Raw genomic sequence first — 23,186 nt, forward strand, 5'->3', positions numbered from 1 at the left:
TGGCTTCGGATCGGTAAAGAAGCCTGCAGATTATCACGATCGCCGGCGGGCAACGAACAACAAAAGCGTTGCCGGTGATGTCCCGTTGTCGCGAAATCAGAAAGTCAGCACTTTCTCCGCCGCCAGCGTCCACTGCGCCAGCTCGACCAGCGTGCCGATCGCCACACCGTCCGCCAGCGGCAAGCGGCTGACGCCGCGCGCGTCGGCGCAGGTCTTGCACAGCTTGACCGGCACCTGCTGCGCGGTGAGGATCTCCAGCATCTGCTGCAGGTGATACCCTTCGTGCGGCTGCTGCCCGGCCAGCCCGGCCACCACCGCGTCGGACATCAGAAACAGCCGCAGGTCGAGGCTGCTCTGCTGCTCTTTCATGGCGATGGCCAACCGCAGCGCATTGAACAAGGATTCATGGCCATAGGCGGCGCCATTGGCGATAAGAACGATGGATGACATGAAATCTCTCCTTATAAAGGAAGGCGGTCGGCGTCAGGCGTCGCCGCATCGGGTTTGAGGCGCAAGGTGGGGCAAAACTGCAGCATCTCCAAAAACGCGTCCACCAGCGCTTCGGCTTCGGCCCGCAGATCGAAACTTTCCGGCATAAACAGCCAGTTTTCCATCAGGCCGGTAATATAACCCCGCAGGATGATCGCCGCGCGACGGGTATGCAAATCGGCGGGCAATTGCCCGTGGTGAATGCAGTTATACAGCACCGCCTCGATACGTTCGTAGCCGGCGAGGTACAGCACCTTGCGCGAATCCAGCAGCGGCATCATTTCACCGACAAACTCGCATTTGTGGAATATAATCTCCATCAACGCCCGTCTACGGCCGTCTTCAACCGTAGACGTCAGAATGTAAATCAGAATTTCTCGGATAACCCGCAGTGGATTATCGGGAAACTTTGCCTGATACTCTGTTTCGAGCTGGTCAATTTTCGGCTCGGTAGATTCCCAAACTTCATTAAACAGGTCTACCTTATTCTTGAAGTGCCAGTAGATGGCTCCACGCGTAACCCCGGCAGCGGTGGCAATATCTGTCAGTGACGTTGCAGCAACGCCACGTTCAGAGAACTCTCTCACCGCAGCATCAAGGATTTGCTGTCGGGTTTCTTGCGCCTGCTGTTTGGTTTTTCGTGCCATGGCATTGTTATTTAGGGGGAGTGTGATTTACATACATTCGCGAATGTATGTACCATAGCACGCACATATAATTAACGCAGCAATGGGTTTTAAAGCTTGTGATCCATTGATCATTTTGAAATCGGACACTTGAGGTTTTTCTATGAACAAAAACAGAGGGTTAACGCCTCTGGCGGCCGTTCTGATGCTTTCAGGCAGCTTAGTGCTAACAGGATGTAACGATAAAGAAACCCAACAGCAAGGCGCCCACCAGCAGGCTCCTGAGGTGGGCGTGGTGACCTTGAAGGCCGAGCCTCTCAACATCACTACCGATCTTCCTGGCCGTACCGCTGCGTATCGTATCGCCGAAGTTCGCCCTCAGGTCAGCGGCATCATCCTGAAGCGCAATTTCGTTGAAGGCAGCGATATCAAGGCCGGGACGTCCCTGTACCAAATTGATCCTGCCACCTATCAGGCCAGCTACGACAGCGCAAAAGGCGATTTGGCCAAAGCACAGGCCAGCGCTTCCATCGCGCGCGTGACGGTAAACCGCTACAAGCCATTGCTGGGTACCAGCTACATCAGTAAGCAGGACTACGACAACGCCGTCTCCACGCTGCAGCAGGCGGATGCCGCCGTGGTGGCCGCCAAGGCCGCCGTGGAAACCGCGCGCATCAACCTGGCGTACACCAAGGTGACCTCCCCGATCTCCGGCCGCATCGGCAAATCCGCCGTGACCGAAGGCGCGCTGGTCAGCAACGGCCAGGCGACCGCCCTGTCCACCGTGCAGCAGCTGGATCCGATGTATGTCGACGTCACCCAGTCGAGCACCGACTTCCTGCGCCTGAAGCAAGAACTGGCCAGCGGCGCGCTGAAGCAGGAAAACGGCAAGGCCAAGGTGAAGCTGATGCTGGAAAACGGCGCTGAATACGCGCAGGAAGGCACGCTGGAGTTCTCCGACATCACCGTCGATGAGACCACCGGTTCCATCACCATTCGCGCCCTGTTCCCTAACCCGAATGATACGCTGTTGCCGGGCATGTTCGTGCGCGCCCGCCTGGACGAAGGCGTGCGCAGCGATGCGCTGCTGGTGCCTCAGCAAGGCGTTACCCGCAACCCGCGCGGCGAGGCGACGGCGTTGGTGGTAGGGGCAGACGACAAAGTTGAGCTGCGCACGCTGAAGGCAGACCAGGCGATTGGCGACAAATGGCTGGTTACCGATGGTCTGAAAGCCGGCGATCGCGTGATCGTCACCGGCCTGATGAAAGTGCAGCCGGGCGCGCAGGTAAAAGTGCAGGAAGTTGACACTCAGGCGCAAAAACAGCCTCAGTCTGAAGCGCAGAAGTCATAAAAAGGAGCCTGTAATACATGGCTAAGTTCTTTATAGACCGCCCAATTTTCGCTTGGGTAATCGCCATCATCGTCATGTTGGCGGGGGTGCTTGCAATAATGAAACTGCCTATCGCGCAGTATCCCACTATTGCACCACCGGCGGTAAAAATTTCCGCCAACTACCCGGGCGCAGATGCCAAAACGGTGCAGGATACCGTCACGCAGATTATCGAACAGAACATGAACGGTATCGATAACCTGATGTACATGTCCTCCACCAGTGATTCCTCTGGTAGCGTCACCATTACCCTGACGTTTGATTCCGGCACCGATCCTGACATCGCGCAGGTTCAGGTCCAGAACAAACTGTCGTTGGCCACCCCGTTGCTGCCGCAAGAAGTTCAGCAACAGGGCCTGAAAGTCGAAAAATCCAGCAGCAGCTTCCTGATGGTGGCCGGCTTCGTTTCCGACGATCCGAACATGACTCAGGACGATATTGCGGACTACGTGGCGTCCAACATCAAGGACCCGATCAGCCGTTCGTCCGGCGTGGGTGAAGTGCAGCTGTTCGGTGCCCAGTATGCGATGCGTATCTGGCTGGATCCGAACAAGCTGAACAACTACCAGCTGACGACCACGGACGTAACCTCCGCCATCACCGAGCAGAACAACCAGATCACCGCTGGCCAGCTGGGCGGCCTGCCGCCGGTGCCGGGGCAGCAGTTGAACGCTTCGATCATCGCGCAGACCCGTCTGACTTCGCCGGAAGAGTTCGGCAAGATCTTGCTGAAGGTGAATACCGACGGTTCCCAGGTGCGCCTGCGCGACGTCGCTCACATCGAGCGCGGTGCGGAAAACTACACGGTTACCGCTCGCTATAACGGCAAGCCTGCCGCCGGTCTGGGTATCAAACTGGCTACCGGCGCCAACGCCCTGAACACCGCCAAAGGTGTGAAAGACGAGTTGGCCAAGATGGCGCCATTCTTCCCGCAAGGGATGAAAGTGGTTTATCCGTACGACACCACCCCATTCGTTAAGATCTCCATCAACGAAGTGGTGAAAACGCTGATCGAAGCCATCATCCTGGTATTCCTGGTGATGTATCTGTTCCTGCAGAACTTCCGCGCGACGCTGATCCCAACCATCGCGGTGCCGGTGGTACTGCTGGGGACCTTTGCGATCCTCGCGGCGTTCGGCTTCTCGATAAACACCCTGACGATGTTCGGCATGGTGTTGGCGATCGGCCTGCTGGTAGATGACGCCATCGTGGTGGTGGAAAACGTCGAGCGCGTCATGGCCGAAGAGGGCCTGCCGCCGAAAGAAGCTACCCGGAAATCGATGGGCCAGATCCAGGGCGCGCTGGTGGGTATCGCCATGGTGCTGTCGGCGGTATTCGTGCCGATGGCGTTCTTCGGCGGTTCAACCGGTGCCATCTATCGCCAGTTCTCGATCACCATCGTGTCCGCGATGGTGCTGTCGGTGCTGGTGGCCTTGATCCTGACACCGGCGCTGTGCGCCACCATGCTCAAACCGATCCCGAAAGGCGATCACGGGGTTAAAACAGGCTTCTTCGGCTGGTTTAACCGCATGTTCGAGAAGAGCACGCATCACTATACCGACAGCGTGGGCAACATCCTGCGCAGCACCGGCCGCTACCTGATCATCTACCTGCTGATCGTGGTTGGCATGGGCCTGCTGTTCCTGCGCCTGCCATCCTCGTTCCTGCCGGACGAAGATCAGGGCATGCTGTTGACCATGGTGCAGCTGCCTGCCGGTGCCACCGAGTCCCGCACCAACAAAGTGCTGGAAGAAGTCTCCGACTACTTCCTGAGCAAGGAAAAGGACAATGTGGTTTCGGTGTTTACCGTCTCGGGCTTCGGCTACAACGGTAACGGTCAGAACAACGGCCTGGCATTCATCAGCCTGAAAGACTGGGGCGAGCGTCCAGGGGCCGGGAACAAGGTCGAAGCGATCGCGGGCCGTGCCATGGGCGCGTTCTCGCAGATTAAAGAAGGCCTGGTGTTCCCGTTCAACCTGCCGGCGATTATCGAACTCGGTACCGCAACCGGCTTCGACTTCGAGCTGATTGACCAGGGCGGCCTGGGGCACGAAAAACTGACCGAAGCGCGTAACCAGCTGTTGGGCATGGTTGCTCAACATCCGGACGTGCTGGTGGGCGTGCGCCCGAACGGCCTGGAAGATACGCCGCAGTTCAAACTGATCGTCGATCAGGAAAAAGCCAAGGCGCTGGGCGTCAGCATTACCACCATCAACAGCACGCTGAGCACCGCCCTGGGTGGTTCGTACGTCAACGACTTCATCGACCGCGGTCGTGTGAAGAAAGTGTACGTACAGGCCGAGGCGCCGTTCCGTATGCTGCCGGAAGACATCAACAAATGGTACGTGCGCGGTACGAGCGGCCAGATGGTGCCATTCTCCGCCTTCTCTTCGGCGAAATGGGAATACGGCTCACCGCGTCTGGAACGCTATAACGGCTTGCCGTCGATGGAAATTCTGGGCCAGGCCGCACCGGGCAAGAGTACCGGTGAAGCGATGAACCTGATGGAACAGCTGGCGTCCAAACTGCCGAGCGGCATCGGTTACGACTGGACCGGCATGTCCTATCAGGAACGTCTGTCGGGCAACCAGGCGCCGGCGCTGTACGCCATCTCGATTCTGGTGGTGTTCCTGTGTCTGGCGGCGCTGTATGAAAGCTGGTCCGTGCCGTTCTCGGTCATGCTGGTATTGCCGCTGGGGGTTATCGGTGCGTTGCTGGCCGCGACGATGCGCGGCATGAACAACGACGTGTACTTCCAGGTGGGGCTGCTGACCACCATAGGCCTGTCGGCGAAGAACGCCATCCTGATCGTGGAATTCGCCAAAGACCTGATGGAGAAAGAAGGCAAAGGCCTGATCGAAGCGACGTTGGAAGCGGTGCGTATGCGTCTGCGTCCAATCCTGATGACGTCTCTGGCCTTCATCCTCGGGGTTCTGCCGCTGGTTATCAGCAGCGGTGCAGGCTCCGGCGCACAGAACGCGGTAGGTACCGGCGTAATGGGCGGGATGATCACCGCCACCGTCTTGGCGATCTTCTTCGTACCGGTGTTCTTCGTGGTGGTTCGCCGCCGCTTCAGCAAGAAGAACGAGGACCTGGAACACAGCCATCCGGTAGAGCACCACTGATCGCTCAGTGATGTGAGCTCCCCCCGATAATCGAAAAGGCCGCGCATGCGGCCTTTTTCTTTTGCTTCAGTTGCTTAATGCAAACCGTTCTCATTAATTCACTCTTGTATGCAATTTGCGCTTGATCGCGATGCCAGGTCGGCGCATAATTACTGCTATAGTATAACATTACATGAGAGGGCCATTATGAAAACCGGCATCCACCCCGATTACCGCACCGTGGTCTTCCACGACGTCAGCGCCAATGCCTACTTCAAAGTGGGATCGACCATCAAAACCGATCGTACCATCGAACTGGACGGCGAAAGCTGGCCTTATGTCACTCTCGACGTCTCTTCCGCTTCGCATCCGTATTACACCGGCAAGCAGAAAGACTATTCCAAAGAAGGCAGCACGGCGCGCTTCCAGCAGCGCTTTGGCCGCTTTATCGGCAATAAGTAACAAGGAACCCCCATGCAGGTATTGAGTTCATTGCGTTCGGCGAAAAATCGCCACCCGGATTGCAAAGTCGTGCGTCGTCGTGGCCGCATCTATGTGATCTGTAAAAGCAATCCGCGATTCAAAGCGGTACAGGGACGTAAGAAAAAGCGTTAACTCCAAAGTGTCATCTGTCGCAAAGCCCCGTTGCTGCTCAACGGGGCTTTTTTTATGGCGAGAACGTGCCTGCAAGCCGTCCCCCGCCGGCAGGCGGGGGCGGAGATTACCTCATGCTGCTCAGCAGCGCGTCGACATTGTGCTTGAACGCCTGCTCATAGGTGGCCGCTGGGCCGCCCGGGCGGGAGAGCGCTTCAGGGTACAGCTCGCCGCCCGCCTTAGCGCCGGTGGCGGCGGCAATCTGTTTCACCAGCCGCGGATCGGTCTGATTTTCGATAAAGTAAGCGTTCACCTTTTCCTGCTTGATCTGCTTGATCAGGCCCGCCACGTCGCTGGCGCTGGCTTCTGCCTCGGTGGAAAATCCAACCGGGGCAAGGAAGGTGACGCCATACTCTTGCCCAAAGTAGCCAAAAGCATCATGGCTGGTCAGCACCTTACGTTCCTGTGGCGGTACTGCCGCGAACTGGGTTTTGGCCCACAGATCCAGCTTTTGCAGCTGCTGAATATAGTCGGCTCCGCGCTGACGAAAATAGTTGGCATCCTCGGGATCGGCGGCAATCAGGGCATTCATCACGTTGGTAGCGTATTGCACGCCGTTTTTCATGCTGTTCCAGGCGTGAGGATCGGTAATCGGTTTGCCGTCCTCTTCCATCTGACGGGTGCTGATCCCCTGTGAAGCGGTGATCACCTGCCCTTTATAACCCGAGGCGCTGACCAGGCGATCGATCCACCCTTCCAGCCCCAGGCCGCTGACGAACACCACATCAGCCTGAGCCAGTTTCTTGCCGTCCTGCGGTGAGGGCTCGAAGCTGTGCGGATCGCCATCCGGCCCCACCAGCGTGCTGACCTTGACGTGATCGCCGCCCACCTGTTTGACGATATCACCCAGAATGGAAAAGCTGGCGACGGCGTCAACGGTCTTCGCCATCGCCCATGGGCTGGCCAGCAGAGCAGCGACCGCCAGCGATAGAGGTAAACGTTTCATACTTTCTCCTTGCAAATGGCACTTCTCAACGGCGCGCGAAGGCGCAAATGCCTCCGCGCGTTCCAAACAGGATCGAGACGAAAAAGATGACGCTGGCGCTGAGCACGATCGCCGGGCCGGCAGGCAGCGAAGCGTAATAGGACCACACCAGCCCAATCACGCTGGAAAGCGCGCCGATGCCCATCGCCGTCGCCAGTGTCTGCGGCAGATTGCGCGCCCAAAAGCGCGCGCTGGCGGCGGGCAGCATCATCAGCCCCACCGACATTAAGGTGCCGAGGATCTGGAATCCCGCCACCAGATTGACCACCACCAGCGCCAGAAACAGGCCGTGGATCAGCGCCAAGCGGCGCGGCGCGTTAACGCGCAGAAAAGTCACGTCGAAGGATTCGATCACCAACGCACGATACAGCGCCGCCAGCGCCAACAGCGAAACCGAGGCGATCGCACCGACCATCACCATGGCCTGCGCATCCACCGCCAGAATCGAACCGAACAGCACGTGCAGCAGATCCACGCTGGAACCGCGCAGCGAGACCAGCGTGACCCCCAGCGCCAACGATCCCAGATAGAACCCGGCGAAGCTGGCATCCTCTTTCAGCGGCGTGCGGCGGCTCACCAGGCCGGACAGCATCGCTACCGCCAGCCCGGCAATAAAGCCGCCCACGCCCATCGCCACCAGCGACATGCCAGAGATCAGATAGCCGATCGCCGCGCCCGGCAACACCGCGTGGGACAAGGCATCCCCTACCAGGCTCATGCGGCGCAACAGCAGAAACACGCCCAGCGGGGCGGCGCTGAGCGACAACGCCAGGCACGCCATGAGCGCGCGGCGCATAAAACCGAATGAGAGGAAAGGATCGATAAGCGCATGCCACAGCATCATGGCGCCACCGCCTGCAGATCCGGCTGCCGTGCGGCGGCGTGATACCTCGGCACCTGTTCCAGCACCCGCTCGGCCGCGCCCCAGTGGCAAGCCAGCGGAGTCAGCAACAGCGCCTGCGGAAAATGTTCGGCAACCATCGACATATCGTGCAGCACGGCGATCAGCGTTCTCCCCTGCCGGTGCAGTTGCGCAATTACCTGCAGCAAAATCTGCGTGGTGGCGCTGTCGATGCCGGTGAAAGGCTCATCCAGCAGGATCAGCGGCGCCTGTTGGACCAGCAGGCGTGCAAACAGCACTCGCTGCAGCTGGCCGCCGGACAGCTCGCCCACCGGGCTGTGCGCCAGCGCACTCATGCCAACGTTCGCCAGCGCCTCATTGACCTGGCTCGCCGCACGCTTGTTCATACCGCCGAACATGCCGCTTTGCGGCCAACAGCCCATCGCCACCAGATCGCTCACCGCGATGGGGAACTGCCGATCCAGCTCCGCCTGTTGCGGTAAATACGCTCTGCGCGGTGGCTTTCCGCCGCTAAAACTCAGGCTGCCTCCCAACGGCGGCAACAATCCGGCGAAGGTTTTCAGCAGCGTCGATTTCCCTGCCCCGTTGACGCCCACCACCGCGGTGAGCGATCCGGCGGTAAACTGCCCGCTCAGCGGCGGGAAAAGCGGCGTGGCCCCATAGCCTATCGCCAGCTGACGCAAGGTAATCATGGCAGCGACACCGCCCAGAAAATGCCGAGCCACAGCAGGGCCAGCAGCGCAACGGCCCCCGCACAGCGCACGGCAGCGGAGGTGGTAAACAACGAATTCAGTGACGACGCGGCGTCATGTTGTGAAGAGGGAGTCAATGTCGTGATCAACGCGATGAATTAATGGTTATAATATAACATCACACTCACTGCGACGTCTCAAGCCCTGCCGTGCCAATTAATGCAACGGAACGTAACAGCCCCGCGCAGCGCGCTCTCCCCCGCCACGTTCCCCCTTATCAACCTCAGGGATATTCCCGTTCGACAGAAATGTTGGCATAGGGTAAAGAACAGCGGTAAATCGAAAAATTTACCGACGAGGCCGGAAAAGGAGTAAGATAAGCAGATAACATTGCTGTTGGCCAAGATTAATGCTTGTTACCCTTGCCTGTAGCCTGGAAGTGAACGCACTTTCTGTTAAAAAATTAAAGAAAGTGATTAATGACAATATAGCGGAGTTAGTGCCGGCGCTGACCAGCGGACTCAGTTTTTATTCTGAAAGCGCACGCTATGCCGAGGATTCATTAGAAATACTTGATATAGTGCCACAAGATGACGGCGGTTATTCAATGAGTTATCGCTATAAGTGGGGCATTTTTAATGCCTGTCTGGATATCAACAGCGAAGATATCATCAACGACAGCGTCCGGTTTCGAGTGACGGAGCGGGGTTTAATCTTCGACATCATTGATAACTCACGCCCATCAACTGCGGATGAATTGTAAGTTTACGTAATAACTGCAGGCCAAACGCGAAAAAATGATTTATATTCATTTTACGGGAAGTTTATTTAACCACCGTTAAGCTGCCTCCGTTCATGATGTAAATCAGCTTACTCACATAGTGTTATCACACCGCAATTAAGACTTACGGAGGGGATGATATGGATGAGTATTCGCCTAAGCGACACGACATTGCTCAGCTCAAATTCTTGTGCGAAAATTTGTATGATGAAGGTATCGCGACCTTGGGAGACAGCCACCACGGGTGGGTCAACGATCCGACATCCTCCGTCAACCTGCAGCTTAATGAGTTGATCGAACATATCGCTTCGTTTGTGATGAGTTATAAAATTAAATACATGGACGAATCAGACCTGTCGGAGTTAGTCGAAGAATATCTCGACGATACTTATACGCTGTTCAGCAGCTACGGTATCAATGATTCCGACCTGCGCCGCTGGCAAAAGACCAAGGCGAGATTATTCAGAATGTTCTCAGGAGAGGACATCTGTACGACAATGAAAACTTAGGGGATAATTATTCCCGAGCTATTTTACGGTTATTAAACTAAAAGGCCACCATGACTAAAACCGACTATCTGATGCGTTTACGTAAATGCACCACGATTGATACTCTCGAACGTGTTATTGAGAAAAATAAGTACGAGCTTTCCGATGATGAACTGGAGCTGTTTTACTCAGCGGCCGATCACCGTCTTGCGGAGCTCACCATGAACAAACTGTATGACAAAATCCCCACCTCCGTTTGGAAATATGTCAGGTAATCAGGCCCCAACGCGTTGAGCCGATGCTTTTATCGGCTTCAATGTCCACGTTGAATACGTATTTTTCCTATTGACAATGAAATGTTAATTACGTTCATCTTTATCGTTAATAATAAATAGACACACTTCTCTGTTCCTGTTCGGGGTATAACGCGATTAACGCGTGATGACTCTCGCCCCTGCTTAATGTCCACCAGCGTAACGGCAATGCCGCCAACTCCCCTATGCTCCTCGCGGCCACGCCGCCGCACTGCCTCCCGGGCGGCGTGATCGCCCCGTAAAATCAGAGCATGCGGCGCAAAATCGCCTGCCGGGCAAAACAGTGGTGTTTAATCACCGCCGCGACGTGCAGCACGATCATGGCCGACAGCGCGATACACGCATAACGGTGCACGGCGAAAAAGAAGCGGTTAACGTCGAGATTTGCAATCAGGCGTGGGAAGTCAATCGCGCCGAAAACGGCAAAGCCGTGCTCCAGCATGAGGAATCCGCTGAGCAGCACCACGAAAATCAGCAGGTAGAATATTTCGTGCAGCAAATGCACCAATCCCTTCTGGTGCCCTTGCAACATATCGCCATAGGGCACCTTCGGCCGGAAAAAGCGCCAGATAAAGCGCGCCGCCATCAGCGGCGTCAGCACCAAAGCCAACGACATATTGGTCACGGAGAAAAAAGCGAAGATGCGCGCATCCGTCATAAAATGCAGCGAATAACCAACGATCATTACGTAGATCATGACCGCGGCAATGCCCCAATGCAGTAACCGACTGAAAAGATCGTAACGGGCAGGTTCGTGTGACATAAAACTCCTTGAAAAGCGGCCATCGCTGGCCGCTTGGCTATCCGATTTACGCTTACTTTTTCAGGATCCAGGCATCCTGCCAGTTGGATCCCACGCCCGGCTCATAGTGAGTCGCGCCGCTGTTCCACTGCATGCAGTAACCGCTGTAAGGGAAAGGTTTGCACTGATACACCTTGCCGTCCTTCGGCTGCAGCACCGTGGTGCCGGCGGTGTATTTACTCAGCTCGTTCGGGAAGACGAAGTTGTAGTCGCCGTTGCCGCCACCGCCGGTGGAGTCTGCTTCCAGGTTGAAGTTTTCGATATCAGGCTGAATGCTCTGCCCGTTGTCGTTGCTGGCGATCACTTTCAGCATGTGGTGGCCTTCGCTGACGTTGGTCAGCGCGATGGTCAGCGGCTGGCTGGCGTCTTCCAGCGTCTCTTTCACATAGCCTTTCTCCGTCTGGCCATGATCGTAAACGCGCGCTTCAACCGTCAGCTTGCCTTTGACCTCGGCATTGAAGGTCAGCTGGGCTTTGCCGTCCTTGATCTTGGTGCTGGACAGATTGCCGATGCGGAGCTCCTCGGTAATGGCCGGCGTTTCTTCCTCATAGGAGATCACTACGCTCTTCATCGGGCTGCCCTGCTTGGCGAAGACCGCGTTATTGCCGAATACCGGGTTGACGTTGCCTTTGCCGTCTTTCACCCCGGCGCGCACCGCTTTCTGCTCGACGTTGATCTTGGTAGCCAGTGCGTGGCTCCAGCGGTTTTTGTCGGTCAGCGCCTCGCTGTCGATCGCCAGCTCGGTTTTCATCGCCAGCACTTCGCCGCTCGCGTCGAAGAAGCGAGCGATCACTTTATCGCCAACCTGCAGGTTTTTACCGGTGAGGGATCCCTGCAGCTGCTTGCGCCATTCGGATACGACGCCGTCGTCCTCGAAGTTGACGTCAACCACCTGATAGAAACTGTTCACCGTATCATTGATTTCCCACACGCCGTAAATCACCTGATAGCCGGTTCTCTCCGGCACCACGCACTGGTGCACTTCGCGATCTTTTGGCGCCTGAGCATGGCCATCAACCTCGCAGAACGGCTCTTTTTCGAAAGCCTCGCGCGACAGCGGCTTGTTCACGTCCCAGTCTTGTTTGGTGATGTAGTAACGCCAGTTATTGGTTTTGTGCTTGGCGGTGTGGTACCAGGTGAACGTCTGCGGCCCCGGCTTCATGGTGTTCAACGCCCAGACGTTGACGCCCTGGCGATCCAGCGGTTCGAAGCCATTAACTCCGCCGCTGGCCAGCTGGCCGTCGAGCGGCGTAGCGCCGCCAGGGAAGCCGGAAATCTGCTCAACGCTCTGCGGTTCCCACTGCGCCCGGCCGCAGTCGGTGTTGCTGCCCAGCTTGCACTTGTAGGCGCGGCTTTCGGGAACTTCGATATACCCATGCGACCAGGCGGCCGACGAGGCAGCAAGCGTTGCCATCATCAGGGCGATTTTGGATAATTTCATTACGACTCCAGTTAAATTTATTGGATTCCAACTGAGTGAGAAGAAACTCAAAGAGATGCGGCGATACCGCGAGAGGAATAATAAGTAGAAGCCCTGAACGCCCGGCACTTAGAATGCATTAAAATAATAAAACCTAATACGGCCAAGATATTAAATGGCATGACAAACGTTTAAAATAATCCGGAAATCGCGAAGCGCCGCCGTACGGCGAAAGAAATAAGCGCACCGTTCCTATTCCACAGAGAGAATAACGTGACATTGAAAAATATCGCCGCAGCGGTCTTGGCCTCCCTGCTGCTCTCCGGCTGCCAGCACGCCGCCAAATCGGCCCCTGATGCCGCCGCCCAACGCGACCAGCTGTCGTCGCTGGTCGGCGCCGGCGTGTTTTTGAGAGAGCGTTGCAATCGCGCCGACATCCCGGCCGACGATAAGCTCACGGCGGCGGCGCTGCAGGAAGCAGAGAAAAAAGGGTGGTCACCGGCGCTCAATCGCGCCCAGGTGCTTGCTGCAGGTCAACACGTCGCCGCACAGCTGGCAGCCGACGCCACGCCGCTGCAGGAGAAGTGCAGCGAATTCAATCGGTCACTGGCGCCCTTTTTAGCCCAGCTCCGTTAGCCCCCCAGCGGCAGCGCAAACCATTGGCAGGCCACCGCGCCTGCGCCCGCCGTCGCCAGCCCCGGCCCGAAAGGCAGGGGCTGAGTTCCATCACCGCCGCGCCATACGCGCAGCAACAGCCACAGCAGGCTGCCGGCGGAGGCAAACAGCAGGATCGACGGCAAAGCGGCATACCCGCCCCAGGCGCCAAGCGCCGCCAACAGTTTAAAATCGCCGTATCCCAGCCCCTCGCGGCCGGTTGCCAGACGAAAGACCCAATACAGCAGCCACAGCGTCAGATAGCCCGCCATCGCGCCGACAACCGCCGCCGGCAAAAAGGCCGGGTGCGCCAGGCAATGCCACAGCAACCCGCCCCACAACAGCGACAGCGTCAGGCAATCCGGCAGGAGTTGGCGCTCGCTGTCAATCGCCGCCAGCGCCAGCAACAACGCAACAAACGCCAGCATGAAAAACCAATCAACTCCGATGCCGAGACGCCAGACCAGCATGATTCCCATCAGCATCAGAAATAACTCCACCAGTGGATAACGCACGGAAATAGGGCTGCGGCAATAACGACAGCGGCCACGCAACAGCAGCCAACTTAATAATGGAATATTATCGAACGCCGATAATTGTTTTGTGCATGACGGGCAAAATGAACGCGGCCAAACGAGATCAAACCGCTCGGCCTGCGTCGTTTCTATTTCACGCTCAAGCATGATAGGCAGCCGATAAACGACCACGTTAATAAAACTGCCGACGCACAGACTCAACACGGCGCTAAATAACAGCCAGTGTTCATCCGCCGCCGCGTTTAGGGCGAATAGCATGATTTTTTCTGATTCCTGATGATTCGTTAGCGTTGGTTACATCGACGGCTGCGTCGTCACCTGCAGCCGGCTGACCTGCACTACGCCCGGCGCCTGCCCCGCGCGCTCCACGGTGAGCGCGAGCACGCGGATACCGTGCTCGCGCTGCAGGGCAGCCAGCCACGACAGCAGGCTTTCGAACGGCACGGGTGGCAGCCTCACCAGCATCTCCGCGTCACTTTCCGTCAGGTCGGCGATGGGAATGCGGTACGCTTGCGCGCTCTGCCGCAGCCGCTCCGGCAGTTGCTCGCGCGCAGCGGCGCCCGGCGGCAAGCGAGCCTGCAGTTGCTGGATGACGTGTGCCTGCCCCTGCAGCGCCGCCAGCCGTTGTGCGCTTTTCTGTGCCAGTGAAAATTGATACAGACAGTAGCCGCAGGCTACCAACAACAACAGGCTTAACAACACCGCCCGCCGCAACGCCTTATCGCGCCACCCGATATTCATCGCTCACCTCTCACCGTCAGGACCGCCTGGTTGGGTGCGCCGCCTTCGCTGAACGTCATGCTGACCTCGCCATCGTTAACCGGTGCCGGCAGCGGCACGTCGTTTCTGTTCACCGTCACCACCAGACGATCGTCGGCAGCGTCGAAAGCCAGTGCCTGCAGCTGCGGGGGCGCCCATAAAGCGAGTGCCCCGGCCGCGTAGGGCAACAGCCTGAACAGCTGCGGCGCATTCAGGGCGTCTTGCATACGCCGCACCTGCGCTTTCGCCGCCTGTTCCGCAAACGCCGGCGCGGTCTGGCCAGGCAGCAGGCGCTGAGACAGTACCGCTATCCGGCTCTCGTTCTGCCGGGCCATCTGTTGGTGATGCAAACCGCCCACCAGCAGCGAACCGCTGAGCAACAGCAGCGCGCAGACGGTCTTATCGGACAGGCGACGCAGCCAGCGTACGCTCGGTTTGAAACGCCCCTGCAGCAGCGTGGCGGGGCTGCTCCAGGCCTCTTGCGCCAGTTGCCAGAGCGGATCCTCGTCAATGCGCGCCGCTTCCCAGCCCGCCGGAATTTCCCCGCCGCAGTGCAGACACCAATCCGGCGTCGGCAACGGAGTGCAATCCCGCCAGGCATCGGGCAGCGACATGCTCTGCCCACTCCCCGTTCGGATCAGCCAGCGATCGCGCCAGCGCAGCGCGCTGCATTGGCCCGGCAGCGGCAATGCCAGCACGTCGGGCAGCATTTTATGGGCGCGAATGCCGCAGGCGCTCAGGCGCTCGACCCAGCCCTGCATCTGCGCCAGCGCGACGCCGGCGAGGGTGAAATCACGCTGCGCCTTGCCCAGCACCGCCCAGTGCATCCGATCGGTATCGGTCAACAGCCCGGCCTCGTGGGCGTAGGCCAGCGCCAGCGGCGTCGCCTGCCGGGCCTTGCCCTGGAATGTCGTTTGTCTCAGCACCACATGACGGGCAGGCACCAGTACCACGACTCGGCTGCCCTGCGCCATGGCCGCCAACTCGTCGCCGCCGGCGGTCAGATCGAGGCGGGCGCCAAAGCGGCAGCGCGTCTCGCCGACGTGGCCCCAGCGCACATCGGCCATCGAGTCCTCGCTCAGCGCGATAAGCAGGATTGTGTTCGCCACCCTTTACCCCTCCCCTCTGTCGAACTGGCGTCCGCTGACCGTGATGCCTGACTGGCCCGGTTGCCACGCGCTGACGAGCCGATAGCGCCCGTCATTCAGCGTCAGCTGCAGCTGCGCAATCCAGCGGCTGTCGTCGAACTTCAATCGCTCGTCGAGAGCGTCGTCATCCAAGGCTTGCAGCGCTTTTTCCTGCGACAAAAACGTCAGCGTCTGCCACCCCTGCGACGGGCGGGCCGCCAGCAACGTCCGCAGCCGTTCTCCGCCCAGGGCGTTCATCAGCATCGCCCGCAGCAGCGGCAACCGGGCCTCATCCACGGCGTCCGGGTTGATCTGCAATTCAGCATCCGGCGCCGCACAAAGCTGCGGCGCGAGGCGCAGGTATAGCTCACGATCGATACCGGCCAGCTCCCGCAGTTCGCTGATATCCCCCATCAGGTACCCTTCGCCATAAGCCCGGGCGACGATCGCATCGGCAATCGCGCCCGCCTGCGCGTCGGCGATCCCCAGGTTGTTCAGTAACAGCATGAATATCCGCCTCTCTTTATTGGGGGGAGCCCCCTCGCTATCTCCGACCTCCGTTGAGCCGGCGGCGCGGATCAGGGCGTTTACGTTGAAACAGGCATCGACCCGGCGCAGGCGTATCGCCACTTCCCCCTCTTCGGTACGCATACTGAACGCCGCCCCAGAGGCTCCCCAGGCCTTGCGCTGCTCTCCTGCCTGCCGCCACCGCTGTTGGGCGTAGATCTCCCCGCCCAACAGCAGCCATTTCGCCCTCAGCCGATCCTGCTGAGACTGGGTGCGCGCCAGCGAACGCTGCCAGTGGTCATTGATATTGACCGCCACGATCGCCATCAGCGACATCATCAGCAGCACCATCAACAGCGCCATACCGCGTTGTTTTTTCATCATGGCCTCGCCGAGGGCAGCGCGATGATGCGCCGTATTTCCCCCAACGCGGGGGTTTCGACGGTGATCTCCACCGCCTGCGGCAGCAGCCCGCCGGCGTGCCAGGCCGTCAACCATTCGCCTTGCCGATAAAAACGCAGGCGGAACCGCGTCACCTCCGGCAGCAACAGCACGCTGCGCGCCGTCGCCTGCGGGCTGCTCAAATTCGGGTAACTGAGGCGCTCCAGCCGCCCCTGCCGGTGGCGATAGGCCACCCGCTCCTGCGTGGCACGCGGCAGCCGGGCCTGCGGATTCGACCAGCCGCTTCGGATCAGCAACAGCTGAAAATCCACGTCTTCCCCCTCCGCCGTCTGCAGCACCGCGAATTCCGGCGCCGCCGGCCTGCGTTTATCACCGATCGGCGCACGCGCCTGCGCATGAGCAAAATCGCGCTCGACGATCGCCAGCGCCCGTTGCAGCTGGGTCAGCTGCGTCGATTTGCGCTGGGTAATTTCGTCGTTTTTCAGCACGCCCCTGAAGACCGCCAGGGCGGTGAGCGACAGCATGGCGAACAGGGCAATGGCCAGCAGCATTTCCACCAGCGTAAAGCCGCGTTGCAAAGCGCGCTTCATGGCAACCCCCGGTAAGCCTGTAACTCCGCCAACACGTTGCGATCCTGCGGATCGCGCCTGACTTCGATCGCGATCGCCCGCATTCCGGCATCGCTGGTTTCCTGCCCGCGATAGCGCCAGTGCCAGGTCTCACCGGCCATCACCGTGGTGCCCGAATGCCAGGCCAGCGTCGGCGGCTGCGGATCGAGCTGCAGCAGCGTCAGCTGGTTGTCCGCTACCCACAGCGCAACGGTCTTGGCTTCGATCTCGCTCAGGCTACGCACCTGGCCGCCGGTGCTGTTGATCAGCGCCAGGCAACCGATGGCGAAGATCATCAAGGCCACCATCACTTCCAGCAGCGTCATGCCCTGCTGGCGTCTCATTTTCCGCGTCATCGCAACGAATGTCCGTCGTTTCAAATACGAAGTAACCGGGCGCCTGCAATCGCCACAGGCACCGCCCCTGCGACAGCGCTACGCTGAACGCCGTGGTTTCGCCCCCCGGATACAGCCACACCTGCGGCGGCCGCGCCGCCGCGTCATCGAGCGCGACGGTTTGCCCTTCAACGCTCAGCCACAGCGCGATGCCGTCCGGCAGGGCGTATGCCTCCCGGCTCGCCTGTCCCGCAGCGGCAACGCTGCGCCAACCGCCGCTGCCGAACGCCACGCCATAACTCACCCCTTCGCGCTCGGCCCGCTCGGCGAGGGCATTCAACCAATGGTTCAGCCGCTCCCCCTGCCGTGCCAACGCTTTCTCATCCGCCGGAAAACTCAGCATCACCAGGCCGCTGGTCACCCCCAGCAGCAGCAATACCAGTATGATCTCCAGCAGCGTAAAGCCACGTATACGCCTCATGGCGCGTCGGCGTCGGCCACCCAGTTGCCGATATCGTCATCGGTGTCGGCGATGCCGTCCGGCCCCAGAGAAAACACGTCCAGCTTGCCGTGACGCCCCGGATTGCGCAGACGGTACTCCTGCCCCCAGGGATCTTGCGGCAACCGGCGGATATAACCGTCTTCGGGATAATTTCTCGGGATCGGCGCCAGCGCCGGCCGGGTCACCAGCGCCGCCAGCCCCTGTTCCGCGCTGGGATAACGCCCGTTGTCCAGCTTGTACATATCCAACGCGTTCTCCAACGCGACGATATCGCTGGCGGCCTTTTGCCGATCGGCCTTCTCCTTATTTCCCATCAGGCTTGGAATGGTCAGGCTGGCCAACAACCCCAGAATGACGATCACCACCATGATTTCCAGCAGCGTAAACCCTCGCTGCCGTGACCTGCGCATCTTGCTGATATGACTCACTTTACTCTCCATTAACGGCATGATTAGCCGACCATATTATTGAGCTGCAATATCGGCTGCAGGATGGCCAAAATGATAAACAGCACCGAACCGGCCATCGCGATCACCAATAAAGGCTCAAACAGCCCCAGCGCCAGCGTGACTTGCCGGCCGAATGCCTCCTGCTGCATCGTCGCCGCCCGTTCGAGCATCATGTCCAGCTCACCGCTGCGCTCGCCGGACATGATCATGTGCCGCATCATCGGTGAGAACAGCGCGGTGCCCTCAAGCGACGGCGACAATCCTTCGCCCTCCCGCACCCGCTCCATCGCCGCCAGCATCCGTTCGCGGGCGGCATCGTTGCCCAACACGCCGGCGCTGATGCGCATCGCCTCCAGCAACGGCACCGCGCTGGCGTTCAAAATGCTCAGCGTTTTGGCGTAGCGCGCCGTGTTCACCGCCAGCGACAGCTTGCCGACCACCGGCAACCGCAGGATGAACGCATGCCAGCGCACGCGCCGCGCCGGATCCCGCAGGCGATAGCGGAAAGCGCCAAGGCCCGTCAGCACCGATATCAGCGCCAACGCCCCCCATCGGCGCAACCCGTCGCTGGCGCCGAGCAGCATCCGGGTCGACAGCGGCAAGGTCTGCTTCATATGCACAAACTGTTCGATCACCTTCGGCACCACCGCCGTCAACAGGATCGCCACCACGCCGATTGCCACCGCCGTCAACACCATCGGGTACACCAGCGCCTGCACGATTTTGTTCTTCATTTGCTGGCGCTGTTCGACGTAGTCGGCCAGCCGTTCCAGCACCGGCGCCAGATGGCCGGAAATCTCACCGGCGGCCACCATGGCGCAATAGAGGCGGTCAAAAATCTTCGGATACTGACCCAGCGCCTGCGCCAGCGGAAAGCCCTCCAGAATGCGCTGCCGCACCTGAGCCAACGCCGCCTGCAGACCTTTTTTCTCCGTTTGTCGCGCTACCGCCATCAGCGCTTCCTCCAGCGGCAGCGCAGCGGACAGCAGCGTTGCCAGCTGCCGGGTCAACAGCGCCACATCACCGCTGCTCACGCCGCTCATCCAGCGGCCGGCAAACATGCCAGCGAAAGCGGGCTGCCTGCGCGCTTGCACCGCCAGCACCTGCCACCCCTTTTCACGCAGGCGATCGCGGGCGTGGCGCAGAGAATCCGCCTCCAACACGCCGCGCTGGGCGCGCCCCTCACGATCGCAGGCGCGATAATCAAACTTCATCGCCGTCCCCTTCGCGCGTCACTCGCAGCACTTCCTCCAGGCTGGTCTCCCCGGCGCACATCTTGGCGATCCCATCCTGGCGCAGCGGCAGATAGCGTTCGGCGGCCAGTTTCGCGATGTCCAGCTCGCCATCACCGCGATGGATCGCCATGCGCATCGGTTCATCCAGCACCAACAGTTCGTGCAAGCCGATTCGGCCGTGATATCCCTGCCCGCCGCAGGCCTCGCACCCCAACGGGCGCCAGCAGGTCACCGCCTGCGTCGGTGGCAGCCCCAGCAGGCGCCGCTGCGCGTCAGGCAACGCATAAGGCTCACGGCACTGCGGGCACAGCCGGCGCACCAGGCGCTGCGCCAACACGCCGCTGAGCGAACTCGAAAGCAGAAACGGTTCGACCCCCATGTCCCGCAGCCGGGTCACGGCACCGATCGCCGTGTTGGTATGCAGGGTCGACAGCACCAGATGCCCGGTCAATGAGGCCTGCACCGCGATCTGCGCCGTTTCGCCGTCGCGGATCTCACCGATCAGCACCACGTCGGGATCCTGACGCAGCAGCGCGCGCAGCCCGCGCGCGAAGGTCATGTCCACCTTGGGATTCACCTGCGTCTGCGCAATGCCGGCCAACTCATATTCGACGGGATCTTCGATCGTCATGATGTTGCGCTGTTCATCGTTGATCTGGCTGAGCAAGGTATAGAGCGTGGTGCTCTTGCCGGAGCCGGTCGGCCCGGTGACCAAAATGATGCCGTGCGGCTGGCGGATCAGGCGCAGCAACGCCTGCTGGTGCGCCGGCGCCATGCCCAGGCTGGGCAGTTCGAGCCGCACGCCCTGTTTGTCCAACAGGCGCATGACCACGCGCTCGCCGTGGCTGGCCGGCATCACCGACACCCGCACGTCAATCGCCCGCCCGCCGACCTTCAGCGCCATGCGCCCATCCTGCGGCACGCGCTTCTCGGCGATATCCAGCTTCGACATCACCTTGATGCGCGACACCAGCAGCGCCGCCAGCTTGCGCTGCGGCGCCAGAATCCGCCGCAGCGCGCCGTCGATGCGAAAGCGGATCACCAGCTCGCTCTCGTAGGTTTCGATGTGGATATCGGAGGCGCGCTCTTTGATCGCCTCGCTCAGCAAGGCGTTGATCAAGCGGATAATCGGCGCATCGTCCTGTTCGTCCAACAGGTCTTGCTGTTGCGGCAGCTCCTCGGCCAGCGCGTAAAAATCCAGTTCGCCGCCCAGGTCGTCGATCATTTTCTGCGCCTGGCCGCTTTCCTGCTGGTAGTGCGCCACCAGCCGTTGATCAAAAGCCTCCGCCTCCAGCCGGGCCAGCGCCGGCTCGCCGGGCAGGCAGCGGTAGGCCTCCATCAATGCGGCGTGGCTCGTGTCAGGGTGACAATAAATTTGGATACCGTGCTGCCCGTCAACGGCCAGCACGCCATGCTGGCGCGCCCAGGAAAAAGGCAGCAGCGGCCCCGCAGAACGGGGCTTCACGGGCGCACTCCCCGCAAATAAAACGCGTCGATACTGGCAACGGTGGCGAGAAACGCCCGATTGTCGAGCGCCTTCTTATCGCCGGCGATCTCACCGCGCAGTGCGTCATTCAGCTCACGATCGTCCTGCTGCTCGGCGTCGAACTTGCCTAACTTGCGTTGGCTCTGCCGGGCATATCCCTCGGTGCTGCGAATGATGGTCGGGCGGATAAACAGCATCAAATTACGCTTGCTCGCTTTGGTGGCGGTCGAGCGAAACAGCGCCCCCACCAGCGGGATCTTGCCCAGGATCGGCACGCTGCTCTCCAGCTCCGAGTTGGACTTGTCCAACAGGCCACCCACCACTACGGTTTCGCCGCTGTCCACCAGAACCGTGTTGTTAACCGTGCGGATATTGAAGGTCGCCCCCAGCGAATCCGGCGTAGCGCCGGCGCTGTCGGCAACGCTGGAGACCTCCTGTTCGATCTGCATCAGCACGGACTGGCCCTGGTTGATCTGCGGTTTGACCTTGAGTTTGATCCCCACCGTCTTGCGCGACACGGTATTGAAGACGTTATCGCTATTGGTGGTTTGCGAACCGGTCAGGATCGGTACATCCTGCCCGACGCTGAATTCCGCCTCGGCGTTATCCAGCGTGACGATGCTCGGCGTGGCCAGGATATTATTTTGGTTGTTGCTGGCGATGGCGGTCAGCAATACGCCCCAGTTACCGCTGTAGAAACCGGTCATCAGGCCGTTGGCCTTGCCGAACACGTCGCTCATGCCGTTTTCGAACCCCGCCGACACCCCGGGCATCTGGCCGGCGAACTGCGTGCCGCCACCGTATTTGTTGGCCCACTGCACGCCGATGTTCAGCCCCTGCCCATCCTGCACTTCGACGATCACCGCTTCGACCAGCACCTGCGCGCGGCGCACGTCGAGCTTGGCGACCACCGCCTCCAGATCGCGCATCACATCCGGTGCGGCGGTGATGATCAGCGCATTGGTCTGCTCATCGGCCTTGATCACCACATTTTTCAGCAGCGCCACGTTGGCGGCGGCGCTCTCCTTCTCGTTTTGCAGGCCCGCACTCACGCCGGTCAGCACCTCGACCAGGCTCTGCGCCTTAGCGTATTTGAGAGGGATAACCTGGGTATTGCCCTGGGTGACGCTCTTGTTATCCAACTGGTCAATCAGTTCTTTGGCGTGTTCGCGGCTCCGATCGTCCCCGGCGATCATCACGCTGTTGGTCCGCTCATCCGCCACCAGCCGCAGCGAGCTCGCGCCGGCCGTGCGCCGCTTGCCCTCTTCGCGAAACAGTTCGTTCACCATGCGCGCGATCTCCGGCGCCGCCGCATGCTTCAGCGCGAGAGTTTCGACCCGATTGCCATCGTCCTGATCCATCTCCCTGACGAGCTCGAGCAGGCCATTGACCACGCTGGCCCGGCCGGTGATCAACAACGCGTTTCCCTGCTCGTAATGCGCCACGCTGCCCACGCCGATGCTGTCGTTGAGCTGGCGCAATATCGGCGAAACGTCTTTGGCCGCGATATTGCGCAGCGGTACCACGCGCATCACCACTTCATCCCCTTCGGCGATCGCCTCACCGCCGTTTTGTGCCAGCGCGGCTCTTTTTCCCTCTTTGGCGGCGATCACCTTCAAGACGTTATTGGGCATGCCGATGACCGTATAGCCATAGACATCCAGCACGTTGAGAAAGAACTGGTAATACTGCTTCTCGTCGAGCTGTTCATAGCTGCGCACCGTGACCTTACCTTTCACCGCCGGATCGATAATGATGGTTTTGCCCAGGTTTTTACTGACCGTATTAATAAATTCCTGAATGTCCGTGCCTTTGAAATTGGCGGAGAATTGCTCCGCGCGCGCCGCGCCAGCCAGCACAATCATGACGGCCATCGCCGCTAACGCGCGCCATAAGCCGGCGCTCCAGCCTGGGCCGGAACGATAAATAAAATGCGTAATCACAATGTCGCCTTATGCTATAAAACACCCCGCACCGAA

The 23,186-nt window shown here is 59.8% G+C and carries 26 protein-coding genes; 8 read left to right on the forward strand and 18 right to left on the reverse strand.

All coding sequences use genetic code 11. The features are described 5' to 3' along the window. Positions 1-96 precede the first annotated feature (96 nt). Entirely contained in the window at positions 97-450 is a 354-nt protein-coding gene (locus GF111_RS07570; protein ID WP_033647269.1) for a DsrE/DsrF/TusD sulfur relay family protein, read from the reverse strand. A gap of 11 nt (positions 451-461) precedes the next feature. Further along, positions 462-1,136: a multidrug efflux transporter transcriptional repressor AcrR gene (acrR, locus tag GF111_RS07575; protein WP_033653243.1), complete on the reverse strand. Its 675-nt coding sequence runs from the start codon at positions 1,134-1,136 to the stop codon at positions 462-464. Between the two features lie 142 nt (positions 1,137-1,278). On the opposite strand from acrR, the gene sdeX reads away from it, so the two are divergent. The 4 genes from sdeX to ykgO all read left to right on the forward strand — a co-directional run bounded on the left by sdeX (position 1,279) and on the right by ykgO (position 6,224). After that, positions 1,279-2,466 (forward strand): multidrug efflux RND transporter periplasmic adaptor subunit SdeX, encoded by a 1,188-nt coding sequence (gene sdeX / locus GF111_RS07580; RefSeq protein ID WP_047728656.1) that lies wholly within the window; start codon positions 1,279-1,281, stop codon positions 2,464-2,466. A 17-nt stretch (positions 2,467-2,483) separates the two neighbouring features. Beyond that, the gene (sdeY, locus tag GF111_RS07585; RefSeq protein WP_094461345.1) at positions 2,484-5,630 is read left to right on the forward strand and encodes a multidrug efflux RND transporter permease subunit SdeY; all 3,147 of its coding nucleotides are present in this window, start codon (positions 2,484-2,486) and stop codon (positions 5,628-5,630) included. A 186-nt stretch (positions 5,631-5,816) separates the two neighbouring features. Further along, on the forward strand, positions 5,817-6,071 hold the full coding sequence (locus GF111_RS07590) for a type B 50S ribosomal protein L31 (RefSeq protein ID WP_038874985.1): 255 nt from the start codon (positions 5,817-5,819) through the stop codon (positions 6,069-6,071). A 12-nt stretch (positions 6,072-6,083) separates the two neighbouring features. Beyond that, positions 6,084-6,224: a type B 50S ribosomal protein L36 gene (gene ykgO, locus GF111_RS07595; protein WP_004940304.1), complete on the forward strand. Its 141-nt coding sequence runs from the start codon at positions 6,084-6,086 to the stop codon at positions 6,222-6,224. A gap of 106 nt (positions 6,225-6,330) precedes the next feature. On the opposite strand, the gene GF111_RS07600 is transcribed toward ykgO, so the two are convergent. From GF111_RS07600 to GF111_RS07610, 3 genes are read right to left on the reverse strand one after another with little or no spacing between them, the layout of a single operon-like run. Then, on the reverse strand, positions 6,331-7,209 hold the full coding sequence (locus GF111_RS07600) for a metal ABC transporter solute-binding protein, Zn/Mn family (RefSeq protein ID WP_038874983.1): 879 nt from the start codon (positions 7,207-7,209) through the stop codon (positions 6,331-6,333). Between the two features lie 25 nt (positions 7,210-7,234). Next, positions 7,235-8,092 (reverse strand): metal ABC transporter permease, encoded by an 858-nt coding sequence (locus GF111_RS07605; protein WP_038874980.1) that lies wholly within the window; start codon positions 8,090-8,092, stop codon positions 7,235-7,237. After that, a complete protein-coding gene (locus tag GF111_RS07610; protein ID WP_047728664.1) occupies positions 8,089-8,802 on the reverse strand; it encodes a metal ABC transporter ATP-binding protein in 714 nt (237 codons plus the stop codon). Before GF111_RS07610 ends, GF111_RS07605 begins: the two co-directional genes overlap by 4 nt. Positions 8,803-9,211: 409 nt before the next feature. Here GF111_RS07610 and GF111_RS07615 point away from each other — a divergent pair, with 409 nt between their 5' ends. From GF111_RS07615 to GF111_RS07625, 3 genes are all read left to right on the forward strand, one after another. Continuing rightward, positions 9,212-9,565: a hypothetical protein gene (locus GF111_RS07615; protein WP_038874974.1), complete on the forward strand. Its 354-nt coding sequence runs from the start codon at positions 9,212-9,214 to the stop codon at positions 9,563-9,565. Between the two features lie 158 nt (positions 9,566-9,723). Beyond that, positions 9,724-10,092: an Hha toxicity modulator TomB gene (gene tomB, locus GF111_RS07620; protein ID WP_004940312.1), complete on the forward strand. Its 369-nt coding sequence runs from the start codon at positions 9,724-9,726 to the stop codon at positions 10,090-10,092. A gap of 50 nt (positions 10,093-10,142) precedes the next feature. Beyond that, positions 10,143-10,346: an HHA domain-containing protein gene (locus GF111_RS07625; protein WP_004940313.1), complete on the forward strand. Its 204-nt coding sequence runs from the start codon at positions 10,143-10,145 to the stop codon at positions 10,344-10,346. Positions 10,347-10,629: 283 nt separating this feature from the next. Here GF111_RS07625 and GF111_RS07630 read toward each other — a convergent pair whose 3' ends face one another. Beyond that, positions 10,630-11,148: a cytochrome b gene (locus tag GF111_RS07630; RefSeq protein ID WP_147191842.1), complete on the reverse strand. Its 519-nt coding sequence runs from the start codon at positions 11,146-11,148 to the stop codon at positions 10,630-10,632. 52 nt (positions 11,149-11,200) lie between these two features. Next, positions 11,201-12,628 (reverse strand): N-acetylglucosamine-binding protein GbpA, encoded by a 1,428-nt coding sequence (gbpA, locus tag GF111_RS07635; protein ID WP_055313421.1) that lies wholly within the window; start codon positions 12,626-12,628, stop codon positions 11,201-11,203. A gap of 252 nt (positions 12,629-12,880) precedes the next feature. On the opposite strand from gbpA, the gene gspS reads away from it, so the two are divergent. Next, positions 12,881-13,243, forward strand: a complete 363-nt coding sequence (gspS, locus tag GF111_RS07640) for a type II secretion system pilot lipoprotein GspS (protein WP_147191840.1) — start codon at positions 12,881-12,883, stop codon at positions 13,241-13,243. On the opposite strand, the gene GF111_RS07645 is transcribed toward gspS, so the two are convergent. The 11 genes from GF111_RS07645 to gspD are packed head-to-tail and all read right to left on the reverse strand — an operon-like array spanning position 13,240 to position 23,081. Further along, on the reverse strand, positions 13,240-14,055 hold the full coding sequence (locus GF111_RS07645; protein WP_147191838.1) for an A24 family peptidase: 816 nt from the start codon (positions 14,053-14,055) through the stop codon (positions 13,240-13,242). The two genes, gspS and GF111_RS07645, sit on opposite strands and share 4 nt — an antisense overlap. A 36-nt stretch (positions 14,056-14,091) precedes the next feature. Further along, positions 14,092-14,538 carry a type II secretion system protein GspM gene (gene gspM, locus GF111_RS07650; RefSeq protein ID WP_047728676.1) on the reverse strand — a complete coding sequence of 149 codons (447 nt, stop codon included), beginning with the start codon at positions 14,536-14,538 and terminating at the stop codon, positions 14,092-14,094. Beyond that, the gene (gene gspL, locus GF111_RS07655) at positions 14,535-15,665 is read right to left on the reverse strand and encodes a type II secretion system protein GspL (protein WP_147191812.1); all 1,131 of its coding nucleotides are present in this window, start codon (positions 15,663-15,665) and stop codon (positions 14,535-14,537) included. The genes gspM and gspL overlap by 4 nt, the downstream gene beginning before the upstream one ends. A gap of 3 nt (positions 15,666-15,668) precedes the next feature. Beyond that, positions 15,669-16,574, reverse strand: coding sequence for a type II secretion system minor pseudopilin GspK (gspK, locus tag GF111_RS07660; RefSeq protein WP_224217826.1), 906 nt, complete (start codon positions 16,572-16,574; stop codon positions 15,669-15,671). Continuing rightward, positions 16,571-17,182: a type II secretion system minor pseudopilin GspJ gene (gene gspJ / locus GF111_RS07665; protein WP_147191810.1), complete on the reverse strand. Its 612-nt coding sequence runs from the start codon at positions 17,180-17,182 to the stop codon at positions 16,571-16,573. The genes gspK and gspJ overlap by 4 nt, the downstream gene beginning before the upstream one ends. After that, positions 17,179-17,526: a type II secretion system minor pseudopilin GspI gene (gspI, locus tag GF111_RS07670; protein ID WP_047728681.1), complete on the reverse strand. Its 348-nt coding sequence runs from the start codon at positions 17,524-17,526 to the stop codon at positions 17,179-17,181. Before gspI ends, gspJ begins: the two co-directional genes overlap by 4 nt. Then, positions 17,438-18,016, reverse strand: coding sequence for a prepilin-type N-terminal cleavage/methylation domain-containing protein (locus GF111_RS07675; protein ID WP_065764051.1), 579 nt, complete (start codon positions 18,014-18,016; stop codon positions 17,438-17,440). The genes gspI and GF111_RS07675 overlap by 89 nt, the downstream gene beginning before the upstream one ends. Further along, a complete protein-coding gene (gene gspG, locus GF111_RS07680) occupies positions 18,013-18,447 on the reverse strand; it encodes a type II secretion system major pseudopilin GspG (RefSeq protein WP_047730782.1) in 435 nt (144 codons plus the stop codon). Before gspG ends, GF111_RS07675 begins: the two co-directional genes overlap by 4 nt. A 41-nt stretch (positions 18,448-18,488) precedes the next feature. Beyond that, positions 18,489-19,700: a type II secretion system inner membrane protein GspF gene (gene gspF / locus GF111_RS07685; protein ID WP_148940576.1), complete on the reverse strand. Its 1,212-nt coding sequence runs from the start codon at positions 19,698-19,700 to the stop codon at positions 18,489-18,491. Beyond that, complete coding sequence (gene gspE, locus GF111_RS07690; protein WP_055316530.1) at positions 19,690-21,186, reverse strand: type II secretion system ATPase GspE; 1,497 nt, start codon at positions 21,184-21,186, stop codon at positions 19,690-19,692. The genes gspF and gspE overlap by 11 nt, the downstream gene beginning before the upstream one ends. Continuing rightward, complete coding sequence (gene gspD / locus GF111_RS07695; protein ID WP_055316571.1) at positions 21,183-23,081, reverse strand: type II secretion system secretin GspD; 1,899 nt, start codon at positions 23,079-23,081, stop codon at positions 21,183-21,185. The genes gspE and gspD overlap by 4 nt, the downstream gene beginning before the upstream one ends. Positions 23,082-23,186: the final 105 nt, after the last annotated feature.

This window comes from Serratia sp. HRI (assembly GCF_010119335.3).
In the GTDB taxonomy this organism is placed as follows: domain Bacteria; phylum Pseudomonadota; class Gammaproteobacteria; order Enterobacterales; family Enterobacteriaceae; genus Serratia; species Serratia nevei.

Bases quoted from the DNA above. Each gene is read 5' to 3' on its own strand.
- GF111_RS07570 (WP_033647269.1), bottom strand. From the start codon at position 450: ATGTCATCCATCGTTCTTATCGCCAATGGCGCCGCCTATGGCCATGAA.
- acrR (WP_033653243.1), bottom strand. From the start codon at position 1,136: ATGGCACGAAAAACCAAACAGCAGGCGCAAGAAACCCGACAGCAAATC.
- sdeX (WP_047728656.1), top strand. From the start codon at position 1,279: ATGAACAAAAACAGAGGGTTAACGCCTCTGGCGGCCGTTCTGATGCTT.
- sdeY (WP_094461345.1), top strand. From the start codon at position 2,484: ATGGCTAAGTTCTTTATAGACCGCCCAATTTTCGCTTGGGTAATCGCC.
- GF111_RS07590 (WP_038874985.1), top strand. From the start codon at position 5,817: ATGAAAACCGGCATCCACCCCGATTACCGCACCGTGGTCTTCCACGAC.
- ykgO (WP_004940304.1), top strand. From the start codon at position 6,084: ATGCAGGTATTGAGTTCATTGCGTTCGGCGAAAAATCGCCACCCGGAT.
- GF111_RS07600 (WP_038874983.1), bottom strand. From the start codon at position 7,209: ATGAAACGTTTACCTCTATCGCTGGCGGTCGCTGCTCTGCTGGCCAGC.
- GF111_RS07605 (WP_038874980.1), bottom strand. From the start codon at position 8,092: ATGATGCTGTGGCATGCGCTTATCGATCCTTTCCTCTCATTCGGTTTT.
- GF111_RS07610 (WP_047728664.1), bottom strand. From the start codon at position 8,802: ATGATTACCTTGCGTCAGCTGGCGATAGGCTATGGGGCCACGCCGCTT.
- GF111_RS07615 (WP_038874974.1), top strand. From the start codon at position 9,212: ATGCTTGTTACCCTTGCCTGTAGCCTGGAAGTGAACGCACTTTCTGTT.
- tomB (WP_004940312.1), top strand. From the start codon at position 9,724: ATGGATGAGTATTCGCCTAAGCGACACGACATTGCTCAGCTCAAATTC.
- GF111_RS07625 (WP_004940313.1), top strand. From the start codon at position 10,143: ATGACTAAAACCGACTATCTGATGCGTTTACGTAAATGCACCACGATT.
- GF111_RS07630 (WP_147191842.1), bottom strand. From the start codon at position 11,148: ATGTCACACGAACCTGCCCGTTACGATCTTTTCAGTCGGTTACTGCAT.
- gbpA (WP_055313421.1), bottom strand. From the start codon at position 12,628: ATGAAATTATCCAAAATCGCCCTGATGATGGCAACGCTTGCTGCCTCG.
- GF111_RS07645 (WP_147191838.1), bottom strand. From the start codon at position 14,055: ATGCTATTCGCCCTAAACGCGGCGGCGGATGAACACTGGCTGTTATTT.
- gspM (WP_047728676.1), bottom strand. From the start codon at position 14,538: ATGAATATCGGGTGGCGCGATAAGGCGTTGCGGCGGGCGGTGTTGTTA.
- gspK (WP_224217826.1), bottom strand. From the start codon at position 16,574: ATGATGAAAAAACAACGCGGTATGGCGCTGTTGATGGTGCTGCTGATG.
- gspJ (WP_147191810.1), bottom strand. From the start codon at position 17,182: ATGAAGCGCGCTTTGCAACGCGGCTTTACGCTGGTGGAAATGCTGCTG.
- gspI (WP_047728681.1), bottom strand. From the start codon at position 17,526: ATGACGCTGCTGGAAGTGATGGTGGCCTTGATGATCTTCGCCATCGGT.
- GF111_RS07675 (WP_065764051.1), bottom strand. From the start codon at position 18,016: ATGAGGCGTATACGTGGCTTTACGCTGCTGGAGATCATACTGGTATTG.
- gspG (WP_047730782.1), bottom strand. From the start codon at position 18,447: ATGCGCAGGTCACGGCAGCGAGGGTTTACGCTGCTGGAAATCATGGTG.
- gspF (WP_148940576.1), bottom strand. From the start codon at position 19,700: ATGAAGTTTGATTATCGCGCCTGCGATCGTGAGGGGCGCGCCCAGCGC.
- gspD (WP_055316571.1), bottom strand. From the start codon at position 23,081: ATGGCCGTCATGATTGTGCTGGCTGGCGCGGCGCGCGCGGAGCAATTC.